This window comes from Chlamydia abortus (genome assembly GCF_002895085.1).
In the GTDB taxonomy this organism is placed as follows: domain Bacteria; phylum Chlamydiota; class Chlamydiia; order Chlamydiales; family Chlamydiaceae; genus Chlamydia; species Chlamydia abortus.
This window is the reverse complement of record NZ_CP024084.1, coordinates 552,328-578,163: the sequence shown is the minus strand read 5'-3', so window position 1 is coordinate 578,163 and position 25,836 is coordinate 552,328. Positions and strand designations below refer to the sequence as shown.

The following is a 25,836-nucleotide window of genomic DNA, read 5'->3' as shown; positions in this document are numbered from 1 at the left end:
GATTCTTTCTTCTGCATATAGCTCTCTCGTCACAAACCCGGGGCACAATGCCTCGGGTTTTTTTTATATATCTAAACACATATTCCTTCGTTCTTTTTGAAGACGAATCGTCTGATTTAAGAATTGTTGAGCAGATTTCCAGAAGACTTTTTCTGCAGATTCCCTACTTAAATTATCGGATAAAATTCGAGAGATATTGGGATAATCTTGGGCTGTAGAGCACTCTGGGAAAAACTTTTCTTTTTCATCAGAATAGAAAAAATCTGTTCCTAGGACAAGTTGATCTATAATTCCCAATTTTTCAGCATGATAGATATGCTGTTGTAATCCTTGTAAAGAAGACCCCACAAAGTAATTTACGATATTTAAACCAACGACCCCTCCTCTAGAGGCGATTTCTTTTGCATGGGCATCAGTAAGATTTCTGGGGATATTTTGTACTGATCGAAAGTTAGAGTGGCTAGCGAGAACTTGCATATTAGGAAGTTTGTCTACAGTATAGTCTAGAATATCATCGGCGAGTTGATCACAACAATGGCTAAGGTCTATAGGAATAGCCAATTGGTGCATAATTTCTAATAAACGTTTCCCATCAGAGGTAAGTTTATAGGGGTCAAAAGCTCCTCCGCCAAAACGATTTCTTCCGTTCCATACAATCCCCAAATAAGCAATAGGCCCCATAGAAAAGAGATCTAGAAGTTTTGTAAATAGCTTACTGAGGTGTTGAGAATCCGAACCTAATCCCGAAGCATTTTCTATACTACGAATAATAGAGAGGGTATTTTCCCCTGCGTCATGATTGACGTTATCAGAGTCAAAAGTAATTAATCGGATACGATGATCCGCATCAGGAAGGTGAAAAAATCGTTGATTTTGTGTATCAGCGGTTGGAGAGCTCTCGCTATGCTCAGTAAATATAGCACACACTTGCTTTCTTACTCCCCCAGAGAGTAATTGACTTGGAGAGCAGCGCACGCAAGGATCCTCAGAGGAAAAAGTTGGATGAGAAAGAAGGTCGCAGTGCATATCTATGATCATGACGTTCACCGAGGGGATGTATAACTATACGGAATGAGGTAGGGGATGAGCTCCGGATAAGCTGATGTTTCCGGATCATAGATAAATACCGCTACAGGTTCGACAGATCTTAATGCTTGTCTTAGGGTAGGGTAAAAATCACGTGGTTTAGGGTTGTTGCAGATGACCCCCTGAAATCGAGAGTTTTTCTCAAGAAAACTGTTGAGAGCATCTTCATCTTTAACTGTATAAACTTGTATGTGTTGAGAAAATACGTGACGTGTGTGTAAGCAAGTCTCTACCTTTTCCCCTACAACGTCTTCGATGACTTGACGAGGAACCATTCCCTCACGATAGACCTTTAGAGGATCTGCAGAGACTACAGTAGACTCTAATCCGTAGGAACAACAGCCTGGAATCACACAAATATCTTCCTGAGAGAAGTCTTCCGTCACTTCATTAGAGGTAATTGCTGGAGGGAAATTAGAAATGTTTGCAGAAGTGCCAAGTAGCGGGCCCGCGAGATCGATGAGCTTGTTCACTATGGGAATAGAAAGAATCCTAAATCCTAGTTTCTCTTGGTGAAATCTAGGGTTTTTATGGTCAACGAGCAAAGTCAAAGGCCCAGGAAGGAATTTCTGTGATAACTTAAGTGCGCGTGTTGACAATGTACATCCCGAGAATTTTTCCATATCCTCGATAGTATTCACATACACGACCAACGATTTTCCCCTATCCCGGTGCTTTAAAGCGTAGATTTTCTCTTCGGCATTCGGATAATTTAATGCTACCCCCAAACCATAAACTGTATCTGTAGGGAAGGCTACAATCTTGCCTTGATCTAAATAATCTGCAGCTTGTTGTAAAAAAACATCTGGATCTGTGTCAGACATAAAAACTCCAGAATTAACCATTCCCTAATATTTCTCTGCAAAACACTGAAATGGGTGGTATTTTTATAGGAGACTTTAACACAGACATATTTCTAAATCCAATTTTTTCAATATAGAATCTATTTCATAAGAAGTATTAAAGTGATTTAAAACAAATGACATGAATTATTTCCTCTATAGAAGAAAAAATTATAAATTTTTCTATATCTTATTGGTTCAAAGAAACCCTTGATCTCTAAAATCAATCCGACTAATTTGGTCTCAATTTTTACCGTAAGTTACTTTTGAGAGCATTCATGGAGTATTCATTTTTTCGTCGTAAGTTTGCTGGATTAGATTCCATAGTCTGTCCTGGGGATCCTGATGATCCTGTGATTATCTTTTGTCATGGCTACGGCGCAAATGCTGACAATTTAGCATTTTTCCCTTCGGCATGTCCTTTTAAAGGTATACGTCCTACATGGGTATTTCCTCATGGTATTGAACAACTTTCTTATGAATTTGGGGGTGGAAGGGCTTGGTTTCCTTTAGACGTTCCGTTATTTCAGAGCTTGATTTCTAATCCGGATATTACCCCGGAAACAGAAGAACAATACCAAAAGTTATTCAATATAGATTTTGAGAAACCAAAAGCAGCTTTAGAAAACCTGATTGAAGAGTTGGATCGTCCACGATACGATATTATTCTAGGAGGCTTCAGCCAAGGTGCCATGATCACCACGCATCTGATTTTATCTTCAAAAATCCCTTATCGAGGCGCTTTAATTTGTTCTGGTGCTTTACTATTAGATAAAGGCTGGGAAAATAATATACATTTATGTGCTAAGGTGCCTTTTATTCAAAGTCACGGATATCAAGATGCTATTTTGCCTTATTACCATGGGGAACGGCTAAACAAGCTCTTATCTTCACGTTTACATGGAGAGTTTATTTCTTTTAATGGCGGGCATGAAATTCCTGCTCTTGTTTTACAAAAAATGCAGGAAACCCTTCCCCTATGGACAAGTACGTTCAGTTAATATCGAAGAGCGATGATTCAGTGAAGCAAGTTGTAAGGCTACCCATTCCATACAGCTTGTCGCTGATGAAGAATTATCCAAAGCTTGATAGGCTTTTTCTATAATCACAAGTACCTTTTCAAGAGGAAGTACAGGCAGATTAAGAATACCTTTAGCGTATTGCGGATAAGTCATAGCACTCGCACTTACATTTAAAGAAAGTATAAATCTATCTCTAAATAATGTTAAAAGAACCTCTAAAAGGTATTTAGCTTTATCTCTGAGCACTTGTTTATCTGTATCTACACTACCTTTAACTATTTTTCCTACTTCTGTAATACTCATTTCTCCTGAGGCATACTTGAGTAGATAGGCGATTTCTTCTTCATTAGGGAGAGTCTTGTCTTGTCCTTGAATATGTATGGATAAACTCCGTGAAAGAATCGTTGCTGGTATACGTTGAAGTTTTGCAGACGTCAGTAGAATTACATTGTGAGATGGAGCCTCTTCGAGGACTTTTAAAAATACGGAGATCGCAGGTAAAGTCATACGATCTACTTCATGAATAATATAAATCTTATAGTGGCCTTCATAGGGAAGTATGGCGATCTGTTTTTTAATGTCCCTAGGAATCTCTATAGAATGCAATCGTCCCTTTCCAGAAGGCAGAAACTCTTGAATATCAGGATGTATTTTTTGGGAAATCTTATACTGTGCTTCAGGGGTATCTCTTAGCAGAATATGAGAGGCTAAGGTGTAAGCATATTGAGAAAGAATCGATAACGAGCTTCCGTGCAATAAAATAGCATGGCTTACCTTACCTTGATTAATGTTATCAAGTAAAGCTTCCCAAGGTTTATTCGTTATCTTTCCTTCGACTTGCATAAGGCTAATTCTGTATAAGCGGTCATAACTTTGTTAAGTGATTCCTCTATAGGTTGTCGAGCATCTAAAACAAGATAGCTGTCAAGACGTGATTCGGCAAGAGATAAAAAACCTTCGCGGATTTTTGTATGGTACGCCAAAGACTGATTTTCAAACTTATCAAAAGACTTTTGTTGTTGTTTCCTTTTTAGTCCTTCATCAGCAGGAATATCTAAAAGGCAGGTAAGATTGGGAAGAATTTTTTTTTGTCCTACCACAGAATGACAGAGATTGGTCACATATTCCTTACCCAGCCCTCCAACGATCCCTTGATAGACAATTGTAGAATCATGGAACCTGTCACATACCACAATTTTCCCCAATTCTAAAGCTGGTAGTATTTTTTCAGTTATGTGTTGCGCACGTGCTGCAAGAAATAGAAACAGCTCTGTATAGGGAGACAGCTCTGTTGTAGAGGGGTCTAAAATCCAATCACGCACGCGTTCACCTAGGGAAGAGCCCCCTGGTTCTCTCGTCGCTACAACTGCTTTCCCTTCAGCCATAAGCTTATCTTTTAGAAGTTGTGTTAAAGAGCTTTTTCCTGACCCTTCACATCCCTCAATCACTATAAACATGGCTTTATTCCTTTATACTTGTGGTGAGGCACTCTCTTCTTCAATATTTGTTAGCGTCTCATCTTCATTTAACGAGAGTTTTTCCATGGCAACAAGGGTATCACCTTCTTTAACGTGAACTAAGCGCACCCCTTGAGTGGACCTTCCCATCACACGTACATCCTGCATGTTAATACGAATAGCCTGTCCTTGTGCTGACATGAGTAAGATACTGTCGTGATCTGTCACAGAAATTGCTCCAAGAACATCTCCATTTCTCTCGTTGATAAGAATAGAACGTACTCCTACCCCTCCTCGATTAGTTTCTCGGAAATCTTCTACTTGAGAGCGTTTCCCGAAGCCATTATCGCAGACAACAAGAACAGATTGATCATCTCTAACAATTTGACAAGCAACAACACGATCTTTTTCATTTTTCAATGAGACCCCACGTACGCCACGTGCTGTTCTTCCCATAGGCCGCACCTTATCATGAGGAAAGCGTACCGCCATCCCCAATCTTGTGAATAGCATGACCTTTTCTTCTTCACTAGTAATGTGCACAGCAGCAATAAGCTCATCACCGTCATCGATTTCTAGAGCGCGAATGCCTTTCTTTCTGGGATTGCTGAACGCATCAAGAGCTACTTTTTTGACTACACCGTGTTTGGTTGCTAAGAATAAGAATCCTGCATTTTCAAAATTCTTAATATTCAGAACAGCTGCTAACTGTTCCCCAGGACGAATACCTTCAAGAAAATTGATGATCGGTTTACCCTTAGCTCGTCTTTCCCCCTCTGGCAATTGCCACACTTTCAACCAATAACATTGTCCAAAATTGGTGAAAATCAACAGGTAGTCTTTTGTTGATGCTGAATATACTGCCTTTAAAAAGTCCGAACCTTTCTTCATGTCAAATCCGGAAACACCGTGACCACCGCGTTTCTGTTCTCTAAAGACCTTTATAGGCATTCTTTTTACGTAATCATCTCCTGATATTGTAATAATCACAGGTTCGTTGGTGATAATATCTTCAATATCACGAATGTCATCCGCATCAAATTCTATCGTCGTTCTACGAGGAGTTTTATGAAGCTTTTGCAGCTCTTGAAGTTCATTTCTAATGATATCTTTTACTAAGCCTTCATCAGCAAGAACACGTTTGTAGTAAGCAATTTTATTGACTAACTCATCGTATTCTTTTTGAATTTTCTCAGCTTCCAATCCGGTAAGTTGGTATAAACGCAACTCCAGAATTGCTATAGATTGATGTTCAGTAAATCCAAACTTTTCAATCAATTGATGCTTAGCGTGTTCTTTACTCTCACTATTACGGATTGTGTGTACAACATCGTCTAAACAAGAAAGAGCTTTTAAGAAACCTTCGAGGATATGAGCACGTGCTTCAGCTTTATTTAACTCATAACGAGTTCTTCTACGGATTACCTCTGTACGGTGGCGCACCCATACAGAAATCATTCTATGAATATTCATTGTCCTTGGAAGATTTTTATCCAAGGCGAGCATATTGGCTCCGAAAGTCACCTGAATATCAGTAAATTTATAGAGACGGTTGATAACAACTTCCGATGACTCTCCCTTCTTAAGCTCGAGAACAACACGGATACCATCTTTATCTGATTCATCTCGAACATCAGAAATACCCGATAAAGTCTTATCGTTAACAAGATCAGCAATTTGTTCGATTAATCTTGACTTGTTTACATTGTAGGGCATCTCTGTAAGAATGATATTCTCACGATGTTTGTCCGCGTTCTCTTCTACATGAAGACGTGCACGAACTTTTATCTTTCCTCTTCCTGTATAGTAGGTAGAGCGGATACCCTCACTACCACAAATCAATCCCCCTGTGGGGAAATCTGGTCCTGGCATGACTTCTAAGATTTCTTCTATAGAGACATCAGGCTTACTCAACACCAAGAGCGTGGCTTCTATTAACTCCCCGAGGTTATGAGGAGGGATATTTGTTGCCATACCGACAGCAATACCAGAGGAACCATTGCAAAGAAGATTAGGAAACTTCGAAGGAAAAACAACAGGCTCGTGCTTCGTTTCGTCATAGTTGGATACCATGTCTACGGTATCTTTATCTAAATCTTCCATGAGGAAGATCGCGCTATGGGTTAAGCGGGCTTCCGTATAACGCATAGCAGCGGCAGGATCCCCGTCAATAGAGCCGAAGTTTCCTTGACCATCGACTAGTGGATAACGCATCGCCCAGTTTTGAGCCATACGCACTAACGTAGGATAAATTACACTCTCTCCATGAGGATGGTAATCTCCGGAAGTATCACCGCAAATTTTAGCACATTTACGATGCTTCGCTCCAGGAGTGAGGTTTAACTGCTTCATTGCATAAAGAATACGTCTTTGCGAAGGTTTCAAACCATCCCGGACATCAGGAAGTGCGCGAGAAATAATTACCGACATAGAGTAACGAAGGTAACTTTCCTTCATCTCTTCTTCTAGATTTTTAGGGACAATGATTTCTTCTTTGTTCAACATAGTGATGACCGTCTCCTAAATATCCAAATTATTCATCTTAACTGATAGAGCGTGATTTTCAATAAATTCTCTTCTTGGAGGCACCTCTTCTCCCATTAGCATGGTGAAGATATGATCTGCCTCAACAGCATCTTTCAATGACACACGAACTAAAGTTCTCTGTTCAGGATTCATAGTTATATCCCAAAGCTGATCAGCATTCATTTCTCCAAGACCTTTATAACGCTGAATTTCTATACCTTTTCTTCCCAGAGCTTTGAGATGCTCGATCACCTCTTTTAAAGTATAACAAGTATAAGGCAGCGTTTTTGCATCTTCATTGGTTATCACCATTTCAGAATCTTTGGGATTGAGATAATGGCGAATATCTAAACCATAATTTCGCAATTCCTCTTGAATTTCTGCAAAGATCGACGTTTTATATAATTCAATAACCTTAGTCGAATCCGAATCTTCTCCAGACACCATCTCTTCTTCTTTTTCCTCAGAAGAATAGAAATAGCGTCCCCCCTGCTTCCCACTTTGCGGAGGACGATAGTACAAAGGATAGCCTACAGTTTCCTTGCGCATTTCTAAAAATTCAGAAAAAGGAACAGCTTTTTTCTCTAAAGCAACAATGAAGTTTTCTATGTTTAAGATCAGCTTGACAAAGCTGTCCAAAGCTTCTCCACTTATTTCACGATCTCCGTTTTTAAACACCAGTTTACTGTCGCAAATTCCTAAGGTTAATAGATAATCATCCATTTCCTTTTCTGAAAGAATATAACGGAAATCTTTTTTCTTGCTTACTTTGTATAAAGGAGGCTGAGCTATATAGACACATTCATTTTCAATTAATGCTGTCATATGGCGATAGAAGAAGGTTAATAACAGAGTACGAATATGGGAGCCATCAACATCTGCATCTGTCATGATAATTATACGTCGATAACGTAGCTTACTTAAATTAAAATTATCCGATCCGATCCCGCAACCTAAAGCCGCTATAATTGTTCCTATTTCTTGGTTTTGGAAGATCTTTTGTAAACGAGCTTTCTCAACATTCAAGATCTTACCTCGGATAGGTAAAATAGCCTGGAAACGACGGTCTCTACCTTGCTTAGCAGATCCTCCAGCGGAATCCCCCTCCACAATGTACATTTCACATTTTGCAGGATCCTTTTCCAAACAGTCAATAAGCTTTCCAGGAAGTCGTGCGCTGTCTAAAGCGCTTTTCCTTAACGTCAGTTCCCTGGCTTTCTTTGCTGCTTCTCTAGCCTGAGCTGCAATGAAAACCTTGTCAACGATCATCTTCGCAATTTGCGGGTTCTCATCAAAGAATATTGTTAGCGCTTCTCCAGTGATCTGTTGTGATACGGAGCCTACATCACTATTGCCTAGTTTCTGCTTAGTTTGCCCTTCAAACTGAGGATTAGGAACTTTTACAGAAACTACAGCCGTGAGTCCTTCCCGAATGTCTTCTCCCGTTAACGAGAGCTTATCATTCTTGGCTAAATTATGTGCTTTAATATAGGCATTGAGAACACGAGTTAATGCTGTAGAAAATCCTGTAAGGTGCGTTCCTCCTTGACGTGTAGGAATATTATTTGCGTATGAATAAATTAATTCAGAGTATCCAGAATTCCATTGCAGGGCCGCTTCGAATTCAATCTCACCATCATCTCCCGTGCGACTACCTGAAATATAAATGGGTTCTGGAAAAAGACTTTCTTTATTCTGATTTAAATAACTAACGAAGGATTGGATGCCCCCTTCATAGAAAAAGACAACTTTATCAAAACTGACGTCGCGATCATCTTCAAAAATGATCGTTACACCACGATTCAAAAATGCCAGTTCTCGTAATCTTTTAATTAAGATAGAGCGATCAAAAACACATGAAGAAAAGATCTTATTATCGGGGTAGAAAGTAATTTCTGTCCCCTGCTTATTGGTAGCTCCTAAACATTGCAAACTCGTTACAGGAACCCCTCTGGAGAACTCCATCTGATACGCTTGCTTATCTTTGTATACTGTAGCTACTAACTTTTCTGCCAAAGCGTTAACGCAAGAAACTCCAACACCGTGTAAGCCTCCGGATACTTTATAGCTATCCTTATCAAATTTTCCTCCAGCATGCAGTACCGTGAGAACAACCTCTAATGCGGAAACATCTCTACCTTGTTTTTTAGATTCCTTTTCATGCGTCTGAATTGGGATACCTCGACCATTGTCAGAGATAGTAATCCCACCGTCCTCTAAAATTCTTACATGGATTTCGGAACAATACCCCGCCATGGCTTCGTCGATACTGTTATCCACTACCTCATACACTAAGTGATGAAGCCCTGTGATCCCAGTATCGCCTATATACATTCCAGGACGCTCACGAACGGCTTGAAGCCCTTCTAAAACAGTGATAGCTGAGGCGTCATAATTTTTTTCTTTTGCGTCCATACATTATCCTAACAAAAACTGTATTTCCTTGATCTTAGCGTGAGGAACTACTTGATGCAAACGAGCTAGTAAACTACTTTGGTGCATTTGCTTTAGCGAAGCGTATAAAGAAGAATTATAAATCTTTACTAATAGAATATGATCCTTAAATCCTAAAGCTTGGAACATTCCATTATACTTGGTTCCCAACATTTCATTCCATGCTTCTATTACTTCTTTAGGGTTAGCAGCCACAATGTGCTCTATTTTCTTCAAATACCCGTTCAAGTAATGCTTTGCATGCTTAATTGTAGAGGCTGTTTTTTTAGAGTTTTTTGCTCTGAGTGACTCTCGATTCTTAAGGGAAGGAAACATAAAACACCTAAAAGAAATACAACATAAATGATTAATCATACGTTGCATTAAAAGAATGTCTTATATCCACCAACATGAAAAAAGTCAATACGGCTTTACGAGTTCTTTTGGCCGTCTTTTATAAATAACAACATGACTTTACTCATGTCGTGTTCTTAATAAAAATGAAACAAGAATTAGATGCGATGTCTCAAAAAAGAAAGCAATATTTGATGCGTGCTAGCTCTTCAAGATTCTTTTCTAACCTTATGGATTAAAATCTCCGCACGAGGGGACTTACCATGTCTATTAACAGCTCAAATCTGTGTGATTTTTGTGGAAAATGCTCGTTATATTGACGACATTGTCTGGAGACAAGCATGTTAATCACTCCCAAATGCACGATGACTAGGGACAACGTTGCCATCAACGCAACAACGAATGAAAAGATGATTTTAAACGCAGCAATGACAAACTCAAGAATTGTCAAAACAACTCCTAGACCTAAGCACTCAACAATGCCGCGAAAATAATGCCCTAGTGTATAAGATAATACATCCTGTACTTTGTCCTTCCCCTCACCGAAATCCTGAATAATCACCTGAGACACTCCTGTATTCGCTCTACACATTCTATGATATTGAGCAACGGCGGCTATCCGCTTCGCTCCAATGTATATGCCAACTATAGGAATGGAACCTAGCAAGTGCATTTTTAGGTGGGTTGGGTATAGAGAACATGTAAAAGGAGAACTGAAAGGACCTCTGGGCCCTAAAACCGCCATACTCGACATACATCTGCTTCGAATAATCAAAAGAAAAACAGTCAAAGTTTTTCAAAAAATTCAAGAAAATCGTTTCCCAATATGCCTTAAACCTACGGAGAACGGGGTGGCTCAACTCTTCCCTAAGCCATCCAGATGTGTTACTGCGATAAAAAGATCCCCTTATATTTCGTATTAAAGAAATCCTGCACAGAACTGCTTTGCAATAGCTGTTTTAGTTTATGCATTCTCGAGTCTTCCATATCTTCAGCACGTATGACAACGACATTGGTGTATTGGGAAGTACGGACATCTTCTAGGTATAGACTGTTTTTATACGGACAGATTCCCCCTGCAATGGCGAAGTTCCCTGGAATAACTGCAGCATCAACGTCTGGTAAAGAAGATACTAATAAAGGTGCTGCCATCTCTATAATCGTTACCTTTTTCCCTCCACAACCAAAGACATCTTTTGCGGTGATATCTAGATGAGAAGCTTCTTTGTAACTAATCAAATTGCAGTCTCGCAATAAGTCTAGCGCACGTTGTTCGTTTGTTCTATCTATAGGAACCGCTATACGTAGCTGTTCCTTGACTTTAAGCTCTTCGAGAGACTGGGTTTTATTAGAATATAAACCCATAGGTTCTAAATGTACCTTAGCCAAAATCGCAAGTTTTCCTTCGCATTGGTACCGAGCACACTCATCTTTTAAGAAATCTTCATGTTGGAAATAATTTGCCTCTATTTGCTTATCTAAAAGCAAACGGTTAGGTACACGGTAATCATCTATGGGAAGTATTTTCAATTGCAATCCAAGGGATTGAGCCTCCTTTTCTAAACTATAAAGAAGCTCTGCATGTGGCGTGGGACTCGCCGCAATCCGCAAGACTCCTTCTGAATTCTTGCAACAACCTGTTAAAGAGATGGCTAAAGCAAGTAACGAGAGTATTGTGATTTTTTTCATAAAATCCCTCGATGTTGTAATATACGCCGGCCGAGAGTGTCTCCTAAAATTCGAATACCTTCAATGAAAAATAAGGTGATCATCAAGACAGATAGAGTAACTGAAAGATCAAAACGATAATAACCATACTGCAATAAAATCTGTCCCAATCCGCCTCCTCCAACAAATCCTGCAAAAGTAGAGCAAGCAATCAAGTGGACAACTAAGTTTTTTAAGGAAAAAATTAGCTGGGGTAGAATTTCTGGAAAAAGTATATCCTTTAGTATTTTTATTTTAGGTATTCCTAGAGCGATAGCTGGCTCAACACAAGTTAACGCCCCAGTACGCAATGCTTCGGAAACAAAAGAAGCCACTAAAGGTAAAGCGCCAAAAGTCAAAGGAACTATGGATGCTGTAGCCCCTAAAGACGTCCCTACTATCCAACGTGTTATTGGAAATAAAATAACGATTAAAATAGCAAAAGGGATAGCTGTAAGAAAACTTAAAACAAGAGAAACAACTGAATGAAAACCCTTCATCGGCTTTAATCCATAGGGAGCCGTGATGAACAATCCCAACCCTAAAAGCCCACCAAATATTGAAGAGAAAAAGAAAGAAGCGGCTACCATATACAAAGTATTGCCTGTTTCTTTAACTAACATATACATCATGTCCATCTGCATATCTATACTACCGCTATCTTGACTTTTGGAATTGCTTGACTATAACCCCTTTCTCTCTAAGAGAACTTTTTGCCCAATCTCTTTGTTCTTTTCCTCCGGATAAAGCAACAATAAGGAAACCTAAGGGAGTTTTACGAAAGAGATGGATATCACCAGAAAGGATATTTATGGAGATCCCTCCACTCTGGATGAGTTGACTGATCATTCCTTGAACTGCCAACCCTTTCGGAAAGCCTAATCTTAAAATTTCTTCATTCTCTCCATGTTCATAAATTCCCTTTGCGATGGACTGCATATGAAAAAGCTCTTCTGTAATCGCGCTCTGGGGATTTAAGAAAAGTTGCTCCGTAGGCCCTGATTCTTCTATGCTTCCCTGATGCATAACTAAAGTCTGGCAACAAAGTTTTTTCACGATTTCGATTTCATGAGATACGAATACCTGTGTGATGCCCCTTTCTTCATTCAACTGCGACAATTTATCCACAACATCTTCTGTGGATCTCGGATCCAAAGCAGAAGTGATTTCGTCACAAAGCAAAACCCTAGGATCGGAGACAATTGCTATAGCAATTGCTACTTTTTGTTTCTGTCCCCCACTTAATCTACTTGGGTATGCATGTTTTCTTTCGTAAAGATTAAAAAAATGCAAAACATCATCAACCTTCTCTTCGATGAGAGCTTTCGTCATCTCTGGACAACGAATCTTCAGGGGATACGCAATATTTTCAAACACTGTTTTTGCTAAAAATAAGCCACAACTTTGCGAGACATAGGCAACACGCTTAGCAAAGGCTGTGCGAGAAATTTTTTCTATCGGGCTAGACGTATGAAAACCGGCTATAGAGATTGAGCCGGAAGTTGGCTCTATAAGAAAATCAAGACAACGTAATAAAGTGCTTTTCCCAGAGCCACTATGACCAATGATGCCAACAATTTCACCAGGATACACAGAGAAAGAGATACGGTGGAGAATACGGTGGTTCGCTATTTCCTTGTTTAATTGTTCCACAGAAATGATGGGAGAGTTTTGATTAAACACAAAGAAAACCTAAAAACAAGATATGCTGGTAAATCTATAATAGATCAGCCTTTATGTTTAAAGGACAAAAAGTAAATAGAAATTAATTTAACAAACCCCCTATTCCACAAACATCCTATTAATAAACTCACAGAAATAGATTTTATGATAAAAGCTGAGGAAGAATAGCCCCCGCTATTTTTCTAGATTCCATGAGGCGCAGCAACTCGCGTTCGGAAATTCCTAAGGCTGAGCGTAAACCATCTATTTGTTTATAGGTAAATAATCCTAAGGAATATCCTCCTAAAATTAACGTGGAAATTGCAGAAGCTATAGCAGTCTTTCCAGCATAAGGAAGATAATCTTTCAGACGAGTTTGTACTTTTGGCGCACTACGAATAGCTTGTAAAATACAGAAAATTTTAGATGTTGATGTAGGCGGATGCTGATGCAAGAAATCCATCGTCTCTGAGAATGCTGAACTTAGTTGAGGATCAGGGCCAGTACCTAAACTATAAGCTAATCCGGAAATACCTGAGGGTAAGTGATCACCTAATTTCTCGAAAATTTTTTGAGACTCTCTCATCAGTGAGCTATCTTGTGTGGATTGGTCTCTTTCTGCCAGATCTCCCATAACTGTGATTGCACGCAAATTATAAGGGGCGATACTTTCATATGATATATCCACAGCAGCCTGTGAATTCGGTATAGCCCTGCCATGTGCAGTTACATCATAAATCCGCATGATGGATTGGATGTTTGGATGATTTCTCCCATGTACAAATACTAAAGCCCCGATAATATTTCCTGAATTCAACATTTCTAGAACTAAAATCTTATCTTGTTGAGATAAAGGTAATTTTTCTACTGATCCCACGATATTCGTCGCGAGATTTGGGTTGCAGAGACACCATCCAGACAGCAGTACGTTCAAACTTACCAAGGATGCTGTATAAGCTGATTCTTGGTTTATTGTCTTTAGTAACCGAATAAGAGCAAAGAGGTTGTCTGCATTCTGTGGATTTATGAGAGTATCATGTAGCCAGAAGGCTCCCCAAAGATCATTGGAAAATACTGCTTTAGCATTACAAGTAATGGACAAAATAGAGTGATTATCCGCACCGAACAACGGTATTGTCGACATGGTTAGCAAGTCTCCAACACTCACGGGCATTTCTCCCCGCTTTAACTTCTCCCAGATTTGCCTTATTCCTCTACAAAAAACAGAAAAGGATTTCGTAGCTTTACTATGCTCTTTTTTATACTTAGGATGTTCTCCTATAGAAGGATGTCGCCTACCTCCTTGGGAAATATCCAGGAAGCGCATGAGATTGGATTGAAATAGAGCATCCACGTTCATTCTTTCCAGATTAGGAGCGATAGCACCAGAAGTAGATGGTTGTTCCTCCTGAGCTGAGAGCGAAACTCTTTCAGGGGAAACTGCCGGTTCTGCACCTCCTGTTGACGCAGAAGTTCCTTCTTCAGACAGATCTTCACTCACAACCTCTGTGGAAACAGAATCCTCCGCGTCTGTCGAGACAGATAAAGATCCTGGAAGAGACAACGAGGGCGTGGTGGTAGAAGCTGATGATGTTTCCAGAATTGAAGTCGAGCTAGAGGTTGTGGATAATCGATTAGAAACTGATCCAGAAGCTGTTTGTAGCGATCTTAATCCATATCTTGGAAGTTGTGTGATCCTTTGCGGCTCTACATTTTGTAAAAAGTCTAAGGAGAAGTTAAAGAAGGTGTTCCTTAACTCTTTAGAAGCTTCAGAAAGCTCAAAAAAGACTTTTTTAATTTTGAGGAAATAAATAGCTAAAGATGTCAACGATACTACTGTTGTCCCTACAAGAACTAACCCTAATACTACAGTAAAAGCAACAGGAGCCCCCGGAATGAGCTGAAGAATAAGAATAGTTAATAACAAGATAGCTGCCATCATAGCAGAAATCAAACTAATAACTTGAGACTGTCTTATCTTACATGCGGTATCCTTCCCGACAGAAACAATAGAAACGACTTCAGAAGCAGCACCAGAGGTTTCTATATGGATAGGTTCATTCGTCGTAGGGTGAGGCCGAAGATGAGAATTAGTTGAGGGGTGTGACATTTAATTGTACTCTGAAATAAAGAAAGCGCTACTCCATTTTAAATGTTTAAAGATTTTAAAAAGTATAATTTTTTCTCTTTTTAATGATTGCTTTTATAAAGATTCTTGACAAATCTTACTCATTAACCCCAAACTAACCTTTGTTACCACTTAAGGAGACTGTATTTGTATGTCGAAGATATATGATTTGCTAGGCGATGATGCAGAAGATTTGTTAAAACACAAATGCAAACATATCCTCAAAGAAAATCTCACACTTCCCTCACCGGATTTTGTCGATAAAGTTTTTTCTTATTCTGACAGAAACAACCTTGTGTTAAGATCCTTACAGTCGATGTTTTCCCATGGAAGGTTGGGAAATACAGGCTACCTCTCAATTCTTCCTGTCGACCAGGGAGTAGAACATACGGCGGGAGCATCTTTTTCTCCCAACCCCATCTATTTTGATCCCGAAAACATTGTTCGCTTAGCGATTGAAGGTGGATGCTCTGCTGTGGCCTCTTCCTATGGAGTGTTAAGCTTACTTTCCAGAAAATACGCGCATAAAATTCCTTTTATGTTGAAGCTCAATCACAATGAGCTATTATCCTACCCGACAACCTACCACCAGATTTTCTTTAGTCAGGTAGAAAATGCGTATAATATGGGTGCTGTTGCCGTTGGAGCCACCGTATATTTTGGTTCCGAGACATCTTCAGAAGAGATCGTCGCGGTTTCTCGAGCTTTTGCACGAGCTAGAGAACTCGGATTGGCCACAGTATTGTGGTGTTATTTACGAAATCCCCACTTTATCACGAATAACGTCGACTATCATACAGCTGCTGATTTGACCGGTCAGGCCGATCATTTAGGGGCAACTTTAGGTGCTGATATCGTAAAACAAAAACTGCCCACATGCCAAGGTGGTTTTAAAGCTATTAAATTTAGTAAGACGGATGATAAAGTATATTCCGAACTCTCCTCAGATCATCCCATCGACCTGTGTCGTTATCAGGTACTTAATAGCTACTGTGGTAAGGTAGGACTCATTAATTCTGGAGGTCCCTCAGGGAAGGATGACTTTGCAGAGGCAGCAAAAACCGCTGTGATTAACAAACGAGCTGGAGGTATGGGGCTCATTTTGGGAAGAAAGGCTTTCCAAAGACCGATGACCGAAGGCATACAATTACTAAATTTAATTCAAGATATTTACTTAGACCCGAGTATTACAATAGCGTAATCTAAAGAAGGCTCTTATGCACACCCATTCAAAACCCTCAAAACCTCTAGGCACTTTTACTGTTGGAATGTTATCTCTAGCAGTGGTGATCAGTTTAAGGAACCTCCCTCTAACAGCAAAACACGGCTTATCCACTCTTTTCTTCTATGCATTAGCCGTATGCTGTTTTATGATCCCTTATGCACTTATTTCTGCAGAATTAGCATCATTTAAACCTCAAGGAATTTATATTTGGACTCGTGATGCCTTGGGAAAATGGTGGGGATTCTTCTCCATATGGATGCAGTGGTTCCATAATATGACTTGGTACCCGGCAATGCTGGCATTTATTGCTAGCACCCTGGTGTATAAAATTAATCCAGATCTAGCTCACAATAAAATCTATCTAGCTACTGTTATCCTCGCTGGATTTTGGGGTTTAACCTTCTTTAATTTCTTCGGAATTAGTACATCCGCGTTGTTCAGTTCTATCTGTGTGATCATAGGAACTTTGGTTCCGGGTGCCATTTTAGTCACTTTGGCTATTTTCTGGATCCTATCCGGTAATCCTATAGCCATTTCCCTTTCATGGAGCGATCTTATTCCTGATATTCACGGCATGTCTTCTTTTGTACTGCTAGCAGGGATGCTTTTAGCCCTATGCGGATTAGAAGCTAATGCTAACCTGGCTTCTGATATGGTCAACCCTAGAAAGAATTATCCGAAAGCCGTATTTATTGGAGCAATTTGCACATTAGCTATCTTAGTTTTAGGATCTCTTTCTATAGCCATTGTTATTCCAAAAGAAGAAATTAGTTTGGTTTCAGGTCTTGTGAAAGCATTTTCTTTATTCTTTGATAAATACAAGCTTTCTTGGATGACAAGCATTGTTGTCGTTATGACTATCGCAGGATCTTTGGGAGAACTTAACGCGTGGATGTTCGCAGGAACTAAGGGCTTATTCGTCTCCACACAAAATGACTGTCTTCCTAGAATGTTTAAAAAAGTCAATGCAAAGAATGTCCCTACAAACCTTATGCTATTTCAAGCTATTGTAGTCACTGTGTTCACTTTGATATTCTTGTGTCTAGACTCAGCAGATTTAGCGTACTGGATCCTTAGTGCTTTAAGTATACAAATGTATTTAGCTATGTACATTTGTCTATTTATTTCAGGTCCTCTTTTACGTATTAAAGAGCCAAAAGCTCAACGGCTCTATTCAGTTCCTGGGAAATTCTTTGGTATCTGCCTACTTTCATTCTTAGGAATACTTTCTTGCGTATTTGCTTTATGGATTAGCTTCTTACCTCCTCAAGAAGTCACACAATTATCTGGAGCTTATAAAATAGGATACTCCGCCTTTTTATTATTAGCCTTCTCAATAAATTGTATGATACCTTTTGGCATCTACTACGCTCATAAAAAATTCATTAAGTAAATCTAAGAGGATACACAAAAGCAGTACCTTAAATACTCTTTTAAGGACTGCTTTTTGTGTTTCTCAATCACAGAAAATCCGTCTTTTCCACAAGCTTGAGAATAAATTAAGACAGCTCAGCGAATAAATGTGGGAATAAAACTTCTAAAAAACGATTTGAAGAAATCACCGAGATCAAATCTCTAAAACTCAAGCCTAAGTGATTCGCCATAACATGGAGTTCTCGTTCATTCGCTATCCCTACAGCAAATAAACCTGCAATCATAGGCTCTAGCAGAGATTTCCAAGAACCTATAGGCATTGCCTTAGTGAGTAATCCTTGGATAAAACTTTGATATTTAGAATGACTATGGAGCAGTCCTATAAGCAAAAAGGGATTCGCTATTAAACTGTAATAATTTTCCATAATAAACTGATTTAAATCGTAGATACCTTTTAAATTCCTGGCTAAAGCAAACCTAAATTTCCAAGAAGAACATAAAGGTAAATTCAAACAAAAAGTCATCCTCAAATTCAGGTTATCTATCAGTGCACGTAATGAAGGATCATTTTGTACATACTCATCAGAGTTCATACCGTTTTGTATGGTATGACATTTTCTAGCAGCTAGAGCATGTACCGATGTGTCTAAACAATCTGCAAATCTAATACGTAATTCTGGTTCAGCTCTAGAGAAAATGAGTTGAATGAAATTCCCCTCCTCTAAATAAGCTCGGTCCTCCGTAGTAAGAAGTTGAGGATTATAACCTTCAAGCATTTCTATGCAGGGCTCCCCCACATATAAACCGTAAAGCCAAAGATTAAACGTTTGTAAAGCTGCAGAAAGATAAGTCGTATTACCGTGATTGGCATTCCAAGATTCGGCAACATCGATAAACTTCTTAAGAAGGAAATTATTTATCTCTGGTTTCTCAAGAATAAGGACAATAAAATCTATAAAAGAATGCCGCATTAAAAGTTCGCTCCACATTTGCAAACAATAACACAATGAAGTCTCTTGATCCCGAGAACGGAATGAGGGAATAAACAAATCATTAATTTCCCTAACGATACCCTGTATTAAGTTTCCTGATTCCCTCCCACAATGCATAATAGCGTTAGTAAAGGTCTTGGCAAAATGTATAAAAGAAACCTGTAGATTTTCTACGCGCTCAGTAATCTTGTCTCTGTAAGAAGGATTGTCGCGATAAAATGTTCCAGTAATAAATACCCGTTCAGGTGTGCCTACTGATAATGTTGGGATCTCTGTTTCTTGTACTTCCTCCGGAACAGTTAAGTTCAATAATGTGTGTAAAAAAGTTTGTTCATCTTCAGAAAATTCTATTTCATTAGGAAGAAGAATCTTGGGAAAGATTCTCCGCTCTGCGTTTAAAATAAACACAAGAACCAAACCTATTAAACACACTGCTGTAATCGTACTAGAAAAACAGATAAGAGCTATTGACGAGGTAAGAACATTAGAGCCAACAAGGACAACACCTAGAATACCAAGGACAACAATAATGGAGAAAACGATGACCATAATTGCGGCATCTCTAGCAACACACCGCTGGTATCCTTGAGTATCTACAAGTAGATCTGAGGAATCTTTTTTAGAGTGTAAGAGAAGTACTGAAGAAATAAGAACCTTATGAAGTTGATCAATAAATCTAGAAGAACTATTACCTGAAAAAACAAAAGTTCAAGAAACCTGTTATTAAGAAGAATATCACCATAGACATAATATCGTTTAATGCCGTGACAATAGGTCCTGAAGCCAAAGCTGGGTCTACGCCTAATTTCACAAAGAAAAACGGGGAAAGAACACCTAAAGTAGTCGCTGTTAATGATGCTCCTAAAACACCTGCTGCTACAGTAACCCCAAGCTGTAATCCCCCTCCAGAAAAAAGATTCATCCCTATGAATCCCATAAGATACACAACTATCCCACAAAGAATTCCTAAAGCTACGCCAGTTAATAAACCAATACTCATCTCTTTAAATATGGTTTCTCTGCGTCTTCCGAATGAAAGCGTCCCTGTAGCCATACTACGCACTAAAATCGTACTGCATTGCACACCGACGTTCCCAGACATTCCATTAATTAAAGGAATAAAGAAAATGACTAACGCTAGCAAGGATGGGGCTATCTTTTGAAAATAGGCCATCACTGAAGCACTGACGAGTCCAGCACAAAGAGTAACCAATAACCAAGGAGCTCTCAGTAAAAATCTCTGAACAACATGACAACTGTGATACCCGACATCTTCCGTTGTTCCCGCCATACGCGCTATAGTCTCATCAGCGATATCTTCAATAGCCTCTACAACATCTTCATATGTAATCGCGCCTATTAAAAAGTTCTCTTCGTCAACAACCGGTAAAGCAGCAATTTTATAACGTTCTACTAAATCAACAACCTCTTCTCGAGTCGCATCAGGTAAAACTTTATGCTCTACCTGGCTCATAATCTGCTTTAAAGAGATTTCCGGGGGATTAATTATTAGACTTCTATCGGTAACTACACCTTGAAGCTCTCCTTTAAAATCCAAAACAAATACCAGCCGGGTTAAATCTATGCCCGGATTATTTCTAATACAGGCGGAAACATCTTTTACTGTCGTTTCCATCAAAAAAGCAAAAAACTCATTCGTCATGAGCCGCCCTGCTGTATTCCGACCATGTTTTTGTAAATCACGAATCTTCAACGCCTTTTTAGAATCTATCAATTCTAAAATTCTACGGTACCGTCGATCAGGAATATCATCTAACACCCATACAGCCTCATCTGGAGGCATCTGATCAATCAAGGCACAGACTTCTATATCAGTCAATTTACGAAAAATAGCCCAACGAGAAGCTGAGTCCGTATTAATAATAAAAGCCACCCGAGAAGCTATACATGATAGATTTTTATAAAGAATAGCACGTGAATCTGGTGGTAAACAAGAAACAGCATAAGCTAAGTCTATAGGATTATATTCACTAACAATCTTGGAAAGATCGTGGGAATGTATATCAGTAGATAAACAGGTAAACGCTTTCTCTAACTTAAAACTTAGCTCATCATCCAAATGGCTAGTTTTTGAATCCATTAAGTTTCCTGAACCAAGAGCTGCGTCTAGTTTCTCTTCGCCTCTGTTTTGTTCGCCCACCATAGTTTACCTCTTTGATTAGCCACAACTTCATGAAACTCGTGCCCCGCGCGCAAATTCGCTAAACACGGATCATTTAACCACCGCGATTCTGTAATTTTAAAACCAAAATCTACAGAGCGCATCACCATGGCCCAAGCCTGACCTATCTCTTTTTTAACAGCATAAAACTTACCTAGAGTGTAATAAGCCTCGCTACACCCTAAGGCAATTGCCCGTTCTAAATATAGCCTAACTAATTCCTCAGATTCCAAACAACGTCGTTTCCAAAATAAAAATAGCCACGCCTCTCCCAATAAGAGTAGTAAGTCTTCTTGATCAGGACATTCATCTATTAACGAATTTAAAATAACTAAAGCCTGTTCAACCAAAGACTCATCTTCTAATAGTTTCCCTTTTCCTAAAAGAGTAGACGCGATAATGATCTTGGCCCTTAACGACCGTTTATCTTCATCTATAGCAAATAATAAAGTATAAGCCTGATCATAATATTCAAGAGACTCTTGAAGATATGCTAATAAATAACAAGAATGTCCCCACAATTCTAAAATTTCTATTCGATGGGTAAGATCCCAAGCTTTACGATAGTATAATAACGATTCTTCTAAATAAATTTCTTTATAAACAAGATCTGTTGTTGCTTCAGCTAAACATTTTAAAGCTAAGCCTCTATCACTCCAAAATAAAAACACTTCGGGGCGTAAAGCACATAACCTCTTCATAATATCCACAGCTTTGTGCAACAACCTCTCACTTTTTTTTCTTACTCCCCAAGCAAAATATACATCAAAAAGCTTCTGCCACCCGTGGATATTTTCTGCATCCCATTCAATACAAGATTTAAAACAAGATGCCGCAGCTGCAAAATTCGCATCATCACCAAAATATAAAGCTGAACAAAGCTGCACCACCCCTAACGCTTGAATTAAATGACTATTCCCAGGGAAAGCTCGCATTGCAGCAACTAAGCGCGTACGGCTTTCTTTAAACAGATTTGGTTCGTCTAAATACAACCCAAGGACGGCTATTCCATTGGCGAGAAGAGATGATAAAATAATCGGGTCGGCTCCTTTTTTCTGTGCAGATGCCAGCTTATCCAACCCCATTTCTATGTGCTTCATGCTGCTGTTAAGCCAACCGGAACGAATCAACAATTCCCCCCATAACACCCACAACTCAGCAATATGAGGATAGGCTTGCACCGTTTGATACAATATCCTATTCGCCTGATAGAAATGCTCTTTTTCATAAGTTAGATCAAATAATCTGACGACTGCTAAAGCATAGTTATAGCGATAGTTCTCATGAGCACCGCTATCCATATGGCGATTAAAGCTAAGAAAAATCGCCTTAGACAAATGATCTATAGCTTGTTCTATATAAGAAGACTTTCCCAAGTCTAGACCGAAAAATTGCAAACATTCCGCATAATCCGCGTGAGCACTTGCTCGATTTGAAACTAGACTTAATACCTTAGAAAAACATTGTGAGCTTCGTATAAGAGCTCCCGTTTCTTTGCTTTTACAATACAAAGTTAAGTAAGATTTTCCTACAATCTCATATACATACGCAGTGGCTAAATAAGAAACTTCTTCGTGTTTTTCTCCACGACGAAAATGCTCCCAACCTAATCTATCATGCAAATGAGGATGAATCTTAAGTAACTGTTCTAGGACGTGAAAATCTTTAAAGACCTGATCAAAGAATTTGGTGTCGCCAGTTAAAGAAAATAACTCAAAATTCGCGCACACTTTAGCAGAACACAAGGATAGTCTATCCGAAGAACTAATACCTAATTTTTTAAATAAGAGATCTATGTATGCTAAAACATCGACTAGAATTCGAGAATTTTTCTTATTCACTCCATACTTCATCCCGTAGAAAATGATGATTTTTAAGACCACTATATGATCTCGGGAAAGCATCAATAGGCTCTCTGATAAAGATAAATAGCCCTCAGCGATCTCTGAACGACCTTCAAGGTCGACTAACTCGGAAATAAGGAATTTTATGAATGCCGCTGGACAACCGAATTCGGGAATTATATCGGATTCTCCATGAAAATTTTTAGAAGAAATGAAAGGTAAGGATGATCCCATCTTGTGACTGCTGTACTGTCATATTCTCTTCCTCATACAACTTAGAGGATACCATAAAAGATTGAGTTTCTATCCCTAGCGGATACAACTCCAAGTTATACTACTGTTGAAGGTTTTCTGAGACAAAAAGCTTAGAAGTTCAAAACTCATATACCTAGATAGTAAACGTAAAAGTGTCCGACAGAAAAACTTTGAGGCTAGTTTAACGCATTTAAGTTTTTCATCAAAAATATTTTAGATGGGAGTTTACAAGAAAACTGACTAGACCAATTCTTCTAACTCTACATTCCCAGTATCGACCGATTCCCCTTCATCATGACCTGTTTCAACTTCAGGAGCAGGAACGACAGCTATTCCTGGATAAATAGGTAGATTCTCTTTAGGATAGTACTGCACCGACGTATGAGCACCTGACACAATCTGTCCTTGTCTAAATAAAAACATCCCAATAGGTTGAAAACATCCAATTAAGTAATAACTGAATTGTCCTAATCCTTGTCGTGTACCTCCTCCTTCAAATTGAAAATTACGTTGAGGAACTGCCAACCACCAGCCACGAGAACGAATCACATCATCATTCCAAGCTCTTTCAACACAACTATAGGCCACTCGCCCTCCTAGAGGATTCAACAAACCATAAAAGACTGCCATCATTGAAGCTGTGCCATAAAAAGGAGCCTTCAGAAAATTCACAAGAGATCTAGACATTTCTCGAACTATATCCTTGAAAATAAAACGATCTTCTTTAGAGACATCTGCTTTTGAAAAACACTGCAAGACCATCTGGAAAAGTATATAAAAAGGAATCACTATAAATCTGATCAAATTATAGACCATTTTGATCAGAACAAGAAAAGGAGCCGCTATTAAAGGAAAGACAAAGGTTGGGATTCTATAATCTATACCATCCGGATAAAAATATACCAATGCCACTCCAGAACCATTTTCATCCAAAGTGGACAAATCTATATGAGTTTCTTGAATTCTTTCTTGAACGCGTTCTTTTTGCTCAGCTTTAGGTTTATAATAGTGACATATTGGCATGGGAGCCCAAACCCTATTCCCAAAAGGTTTGATCACTGATCCTGAAAGCACATCGACTTTCTTGCTAATCCTATACAAGACATACATTCCACCTGTAAGTAAAATAGTAGGAATCGCTACAGCCACAACAACCGAAACCCATGTCATGACAAAAGCTTGGATTTGTAAAGTTCCAAGAAGCATAGCTAATAAAACTAAAGTGATCAGCACGCATAAAGCAATGACGGCAACACGTGTTTGGCGATTTGCCTGATATCTCTCTAATTCCAAATGAGTGCGAGAGTTTTTGATAATCTTGGACTCAAACACATTTTTCCAACTTGTTTCGTTCGGAAAATGGTCAGGTCCAACAGGAGATAATCTTTGGTTAACTGAAGGCAAATTAAAACACGACATGCTGCACTTTAAAAAAGTTTTATTTTATTTTATTTCAAAGAAAAGAAATTCCCGAATCACTATACTCTCATTTCACTTTTATTAAAAATTTTTTAGTGCCAATCATGAGAAAGAAAATCGCGAAATCGAATTACAATCTCTTATTATTAGGGAGTATGTTAGTAGGATTGGTTCTCGCTTCTCTTAATATCCCCTTGATATTTCAAAGCGCAGAGATTGTATCAGGAATTTTTTTAAAGTTGTTAAAATTTTTAAGTCTTCCTTTAGTGTTTTTTGCTATTGGCTCTACGATCACATCAATTAAAAATTTTCAAATAATGTTGTCCTTAGGCAGCAAAGTACTCTATTACACGCTTCTTACGACTATCATAGCTGCGACGATTGGTTTAGGACTATTCCTTGTCATCTACCCTGTTATGCCGTTAGAAGAAGCAGCAGGGTCTGCTTCAGCCGTTTGCTCAACGGGATACCTTAAGGTCTTGGCCAATACAATTCCTGGAAACATTCTTGAACCATTTTTGGACAATAATGTTATCTCAGCGACATTTCTAGCTGCTTTATTAGGAATTTCCTCTCTCTTCCTCGCTGAAAAAGAAAAACACTTCACTCAAACACTATTCTCAACGTTTTTTTCTATTCTTCTCAATGTGGCTAAGGGGGTACTGAAATTACTGATCCCAGCCACCATGGCTTTTTCTATTCTCTTCTATAGAGAAGTCACGCACAGCCAAGGGAACTTAGTGATTTTTAGTAAGTATCTCCTTTGTGTCGTAGGAGCGAACTTCATTCAGGGATGTATTGTCCTTCCATGGCTTTTGAAAGCCAATAAGCTTTCCCCTATCCAAATAGCTAAAAGCATGTCTCCCGCATTAATTACAGCTTTCTTTTCAAAGTCTTCTGCGTCTACATTACCTTTAACAATGGAATTAGCTGAGGAAGAACTCAAAATCAAACCATCATTATCAAGACTCGCTTTTCCTCTATGTTCTGTAATTAACATGAATGGTTGTGCAGCCTTTATCTTAATTACCGTGCTCTTTGTTGCCATATCACACGGTATGAGTTTCTCTATTTTCTCAATGATCGGTTGGATCTTTATTGCGACGCTATGTGCTATCGGAAATGCAGGGGTACCCATGGGATGCTTTTTCCTAGCTTCCTCTCTGATTACTTCCATGCACATTCCCCTACATTTATTAGGATTAATTCTTCCTTTCTATACCGTTTTGGACATGATCGAAACATCTCTAAATGTCTGGTCTGATTGTTGTGTTGTAAGTATGACAAACAAACACTTTTCAGATAAGTTGATTGAATTAGAGTAAATG

20 protein-coding genes are annotated in these 25,836 nt (G+C 38.9%); 4 read left to right on the top strand and 16 right to left on the bottom strand.

The window, feature by feature from the left end; all coding sequences use genetic code 11:
- Positions 1-63: 63 nt before the first annotated feature.
- Positions 64-1,038: a membrane dipeptidase gene (locus tag CHAB577_RS02645; protein WP_035395307.1), complete on the bottom strand. Its 975-nt coding sequence runs from the start codon at positions 1,036-1,038 to the stop codon at positions 64-66.
- Positions 1,039-1,043: 5 nt separating this feature from the next.
- Positions 1,044-1,910, bottom strand: coding sequence for an L-threonylcarbamoyladenylate synthase (locus tag CHAB577_RS02640; protein WP_041461330.1), 867 nt, complete (start codon positions 1,908-1,910; stop codon positions 1,044-1,046).
- Between the two features lie 296 nt (positions 1,911-2,206).
- Here CHAB577_RS02640 and CHAB577_RS02635 point away from each other — a divergent pair, with 296 nt between their 5' ends.
- Entirely contained in the window at positions 2,207-2,929 is a 723-nt protein-coding gene (locus CHAB577_RS02635; protein WP_011097120.1) for an alpha/beta hydrolase family protein, read from the top strand.
- Here the strand turns inward: CHAB577_RS02635 and CHAB577_RS02630 are convergent.
- From CHAB577_RS02630 to CHAB577_RS02585, 10 genes are all read right to left on the bottom strand, one after another.
- A complete protein-coding gene (locus CHAB577_RS02630) occupies positions 2,906-3,793 on the bottom strand; it encodes a DNA polymerase III subunit delta' (RefSeq protein ID WP_041461329.1) in 888 nt (295 codons plus the stop codon). The two genes, CHAB577_RS02635 and CHAB577_RS02630, sit on opposite strands and share 24 nt — an antisense overlap.
- Entirely contained in the window at positions 3,772-4,407 is a 636-nt protein-coding gene (tmk, locus tag CHAB577_RS02625) for a dTMP kinase (protein WP_011097118.1), read from the bottom strand. The genes CHAB577_RS02630 and tmk overlap by 22 nt, the downstream gene beginning before the upstream one ends.
- 12 nt (positions 4,408-4,419) lie before the next feature.
- A complete protein-coding gene (gene gyrA, locus CHAB577_RS02620) occupies positions 4,420-6,912 on the bottom strand; it encodes a DNA topoisomerase (ATP-hydrolyzing) subunit A (RefSeq protein WP_011097117.1) in 2,493 nt (830 codons plus the stop codon).
- Between the two features lie 15 nt (positions 6,913-6,927).
- A complete protein-coding gene (gene gyrB, locus CHAB577_RS02615; RefSeq protein WP_011097116.1) occupies positions 6,928-9,348 on the bottom strand; it encodes a DNA topoisomerase (ATP-hydrolyzing) subunit B in 2,421 nt (806 codons plus the stop codon).
- A gap of 3 nt (positions 9,349-9,351) precedes the next feature.
- Positions 9,352-9,702 carry a DciA family protein gene (locus CHAB577_RS02610; RefSeq protein WP_011097115.1) on the bottom strand — a complete coding sequence of 117 codons (351 nt, stop codon included), beginning with the start codon at positions 9,700-9,702 and terminating at the stop codon, positions 9,352-9,354.
- Between the two features lie 253 nt (positions 9,703-9,955).
- Complete coding sequence (locus CHAB577_RS02605; protein WP_231908356.1) at positions 9,956-10,474, bottom strand: hypothetical protein; 519 nt, start codon at positions 10,472-10,474, stop codon at positions 9,956-9,958.
- Between the two features lie 131 nt (positions 10,475-10,605).
- Complete coding sequence (locus CHAB577_RS02600; protein ID WP_011097113.1) at positions 10,606-11,409, bottom strand: MetQ/NlpA family ABC transporter substrate-binding protein; 804 nt, start codon at positions 11,407-11,409, stop codon at positions 10,606-10,608.
- A complete protein-coding gene (locus CHAB577_RS02595; protein ID WP_006344131.1) occupies positions 11,406-12,071 on the bottom strand; it encodes an ABC transporter permease subunit in 666 nt (221 codons plus the stop codon). The genes CHAB577_RS02600 and CHAB577_RS02595 overlap by 4 nt, the downstream gene beginning before the upstream one ends.
- 13 nt (positions 12,072-12,084) lie before the next feature.
- A complete protein-coding gene (locus tag CHAB577_RS02590; RefSeq protein ID WP_011097112.1) occupies positions 12,085-13,110 on the bottom strand; it encodes a methionine ABC transporter ATP-binding protein in 1,026 nt (341 codons plus the stop codon).
- 142 nt (positions 13,111-13,252) lie between these two features.
- The gene (locus CHAB577_RS02585; RefSeq protein WP_011097111.1) at positions 13,253-15,199 is read right to left on the bottom strand and encodes a CT214 family putative inclusion membrane protein; all 1,947 of its coding nucleotides are present in this window, start codon (positions 15,197-15,199) and stop codon (positions 13,253-13,255) included.
- 169 nt (positions 15,200-15,368) lie between these two features.
- Here CHAB577_RS02585 and CHAB577_RS02580 point away from each other — a divergent pair, with 169 nt between their 5' ends.
- Positions 15,369-16,418 (top strand): class I fructose-bisphosphate aldolase, encoded by a 1,050-nt coding sequence (locus CHAB577_RS02580; RefSeq protein WP_011097110.1) that lies wholly within the window; start codon positions 15,369-15,371, stop codon positions 16,416-16,418.
- 16 nt (positions 16,419-16,434) lie between these two features.
- Positions 16,435-17,835 (top strand): amino acid permease, encoded by a 1,401-nt coding sequence (locus CHAB577_RS02575; RefSeq protein ID WP_045071855.1) that lies wholly within the window; start codon positions 16,435-16,437, stop codon positions 17,833-17,835.
- Positions 17,836-17,941: 106 nt separating this feature from the next.
- Here CHAB577_RS02575 and CHAB577_RS02570 read toward each other — a convergent pair whose 3' ends face one another.
- From CHAB577_RS02570 to CHAB577_RS02555, 4 genes are all read right to left on the bottom strand, one after another.
- Positions 17,942-19,357, bottom strand: coding sequence for a CT214 family putative inclusion membrane protein (locus tag CHAB577_RS02570; protein WP_011097108.1), 1,416 nt, complete (start codon positions 19,355-19,357; stop codon positions 17,942-17,944).
- Between the two features lie 139 nt (positions 19,358-19,496).
- Entirely contained in the window at positions 19,497-20,909 is a 1,413-nt protein-coding gene (mgtE, locus tag CHAB577_RS02565; RefSeq protein WP_011097107.1) for a magnesium transporter, read from the bottom strand.
- 26 nt (positions 20,910-20,935) lie between these two features.
- Complete coding sequence (locus tag CHAB577_RS02560) at positions 20,936-23,068, bottom strand: tetratricopeptide repeat protein (protein ID WP_011097106.1); 2,133 nt, start codon at positions 23,066-23,068, stop codon at positions 20,936-20,938.
- Positions 23,069-23,329: 261 nt separating this feature from the next.
- A complete protein-coding gene (locus tag CHAB577_RS02555) occupies positions 23,330-24,508 on the bottom strand; it encodes a hypothetical protein (RefSeq protein ID WP_011097105.1) in 1,179 nt (392 codons plus the stop codon).
- Positions 24,509-24,612: 104 nt separating this feature from the next.
- Between CHAB577_RS02555 and CHAB577_RS02550 the strand changes: the two genes are divergently transcribed.
- Positions 24,613-25,833 carry a dicarboxylate/amino acid:cation symporter gene (locus CHAB577_RS02550; RefSeq protein WP_011097104.1) on the top strand — a complete coding sequence of 407 codons (1,221 nt, stop codon included), beginning with the start codon at positions 24,613-24,615 and terminating at the stop codon, positions 25,831-25,833.
- Positions 25,834-25,836: the final 3 nt, after the last annotated feature.

Bases quoted from the DNA above. Each gene is read 5' to 3' on its own strand.
- CHAB577_RS02645 (WP_035395307.1), bottom strand. From the start codon at position 1,038: ATGATCATAGATATGCACTGCGACCTTCTTTCTCATCCAACTTTTTCC.
- CHAB577_RS02640 (WP_041461330.1), bottom strand. From the start codon at position 1,910: ATGTCTGACACAGATCCAGATGTTTTTTTACAACAAGCTGCAGATTAT.
- CHAB577_RS02635 (WP_011097120.1), top strand. From the start codon at position 2,207: ATGGAGTATTCATTTTTTCGTCGTAAGTTTGCTGGATTAGATTCCATA.
- CHAB577_RS02630 (WP_041461329.1), bottom strand. From the start codon at position 3,793: ATGCAAGTCGAAGGAAAGATAACGAATAAACCTTGGGAAGCTTTACTT.
- tmk (WP_011097118.1), bottom strand. From the start codon at position 4,407: ATGTTTATAGTGATTGAGGGATGTGAAGGGTCAGGAAAAAGCTCTTTA.
- gyrA (WP_011097117.1), bottom strand. From the start codon at position 6,912: ATGTTGAACAAAGAAGAAATCATTGTCCCTAAAAATCTAGAAGAAGAG.
- gyrB (WP_011097116.1), bottom strand. From the start codon at position 9,348: ATGGACGCAAAAGAAAAAAATTATGACGCCTCAGCTATCACTGTTTTA.
- CHAB577_RS02610 (WP_011097115.1), bottom strand. From the start codon at position 9,702: ATGTTTCCTTCCCTTAAGAATCGAGAGTCACTCAGAGCAAAAAACTCT.
- CHAB577_RS02605 (WP_231908356.1), bottom strand. From the start codon at position 10,474: ATGTCGAGTATGGCGGTTTTAGGGCCCAGAGGTCCTTTCAGTTCTCCT.
- CHAB577_RS02600 (WP_011097113.1), bottom strand. From the start codon at position 11,409: ATGAAAAAAATCACAATACTCTCGTTACTTGCTTTAGCCATCTCTTTA.
- CHAB577_RS02595 (WP_006344131.1), bottom strand. From the start codon at position 12,071: ATGCAGATGGACATGATGTATATGTTAGTTAAAGAAACAGGCAATACT.
- CHAB577_RS02585 (WP_011097111.1), bottom strand. From the start codon at position 15,199: ATGTCACACCCCTCAACTAATTCTCATCTTCGGCCTCACCCTACGACG.
- CHAB577_RS02580 (WP_011097110.1), top strand. From the start codon at position 15,369: ATGTCGAAGATATATGATTTGCTAGGCGATGATGCAGAAGATTTGTTA.
- CHAB577_RS02575 (WP_045071855.1), top strand. From the start codon at position 16,435: ATGCACACCCATTCAAAACCCTCAAAACCTCTAGGCACTTTTACTGTT.
- CHAB577_RS02570 (WP_011097108.1), bottom strand. From the start codon at position 19,357: ATGGTCATCGTTTTCTCCATTATTGTTGTCCTTGGTATTCTAGGTGTT.
- mgtE (WP_011097107.1), bottom strand. From the start codon at position 20,909: ATGGATTCAAAAACTAGCCATTTGGATGATGAGCTAAGTTTTAAGTTA.
- CHAB577_RS02560 (WP_011097106.1), bottom strand. From the start codon at position 23,068: ATGGGATCATCCTTACCTTTCATTTCTTCTAAAAATTTTCATGGAGAA.
- CHAB577_RS02555 (WP_011097105.1), bottom strand. From the start codon at position 24,508: ATGTCGTGTTTTAATTTGCCTTCAGTTAACCAAAGATTATCTCCTGTT.
- CHAB577_RS02550 (WP_011097104.1), top strand. From the start codon at position 24,613: ATGAGAAAGAAAATCGCGAAATCGAATTACAATCTCTTATTATTAGGG.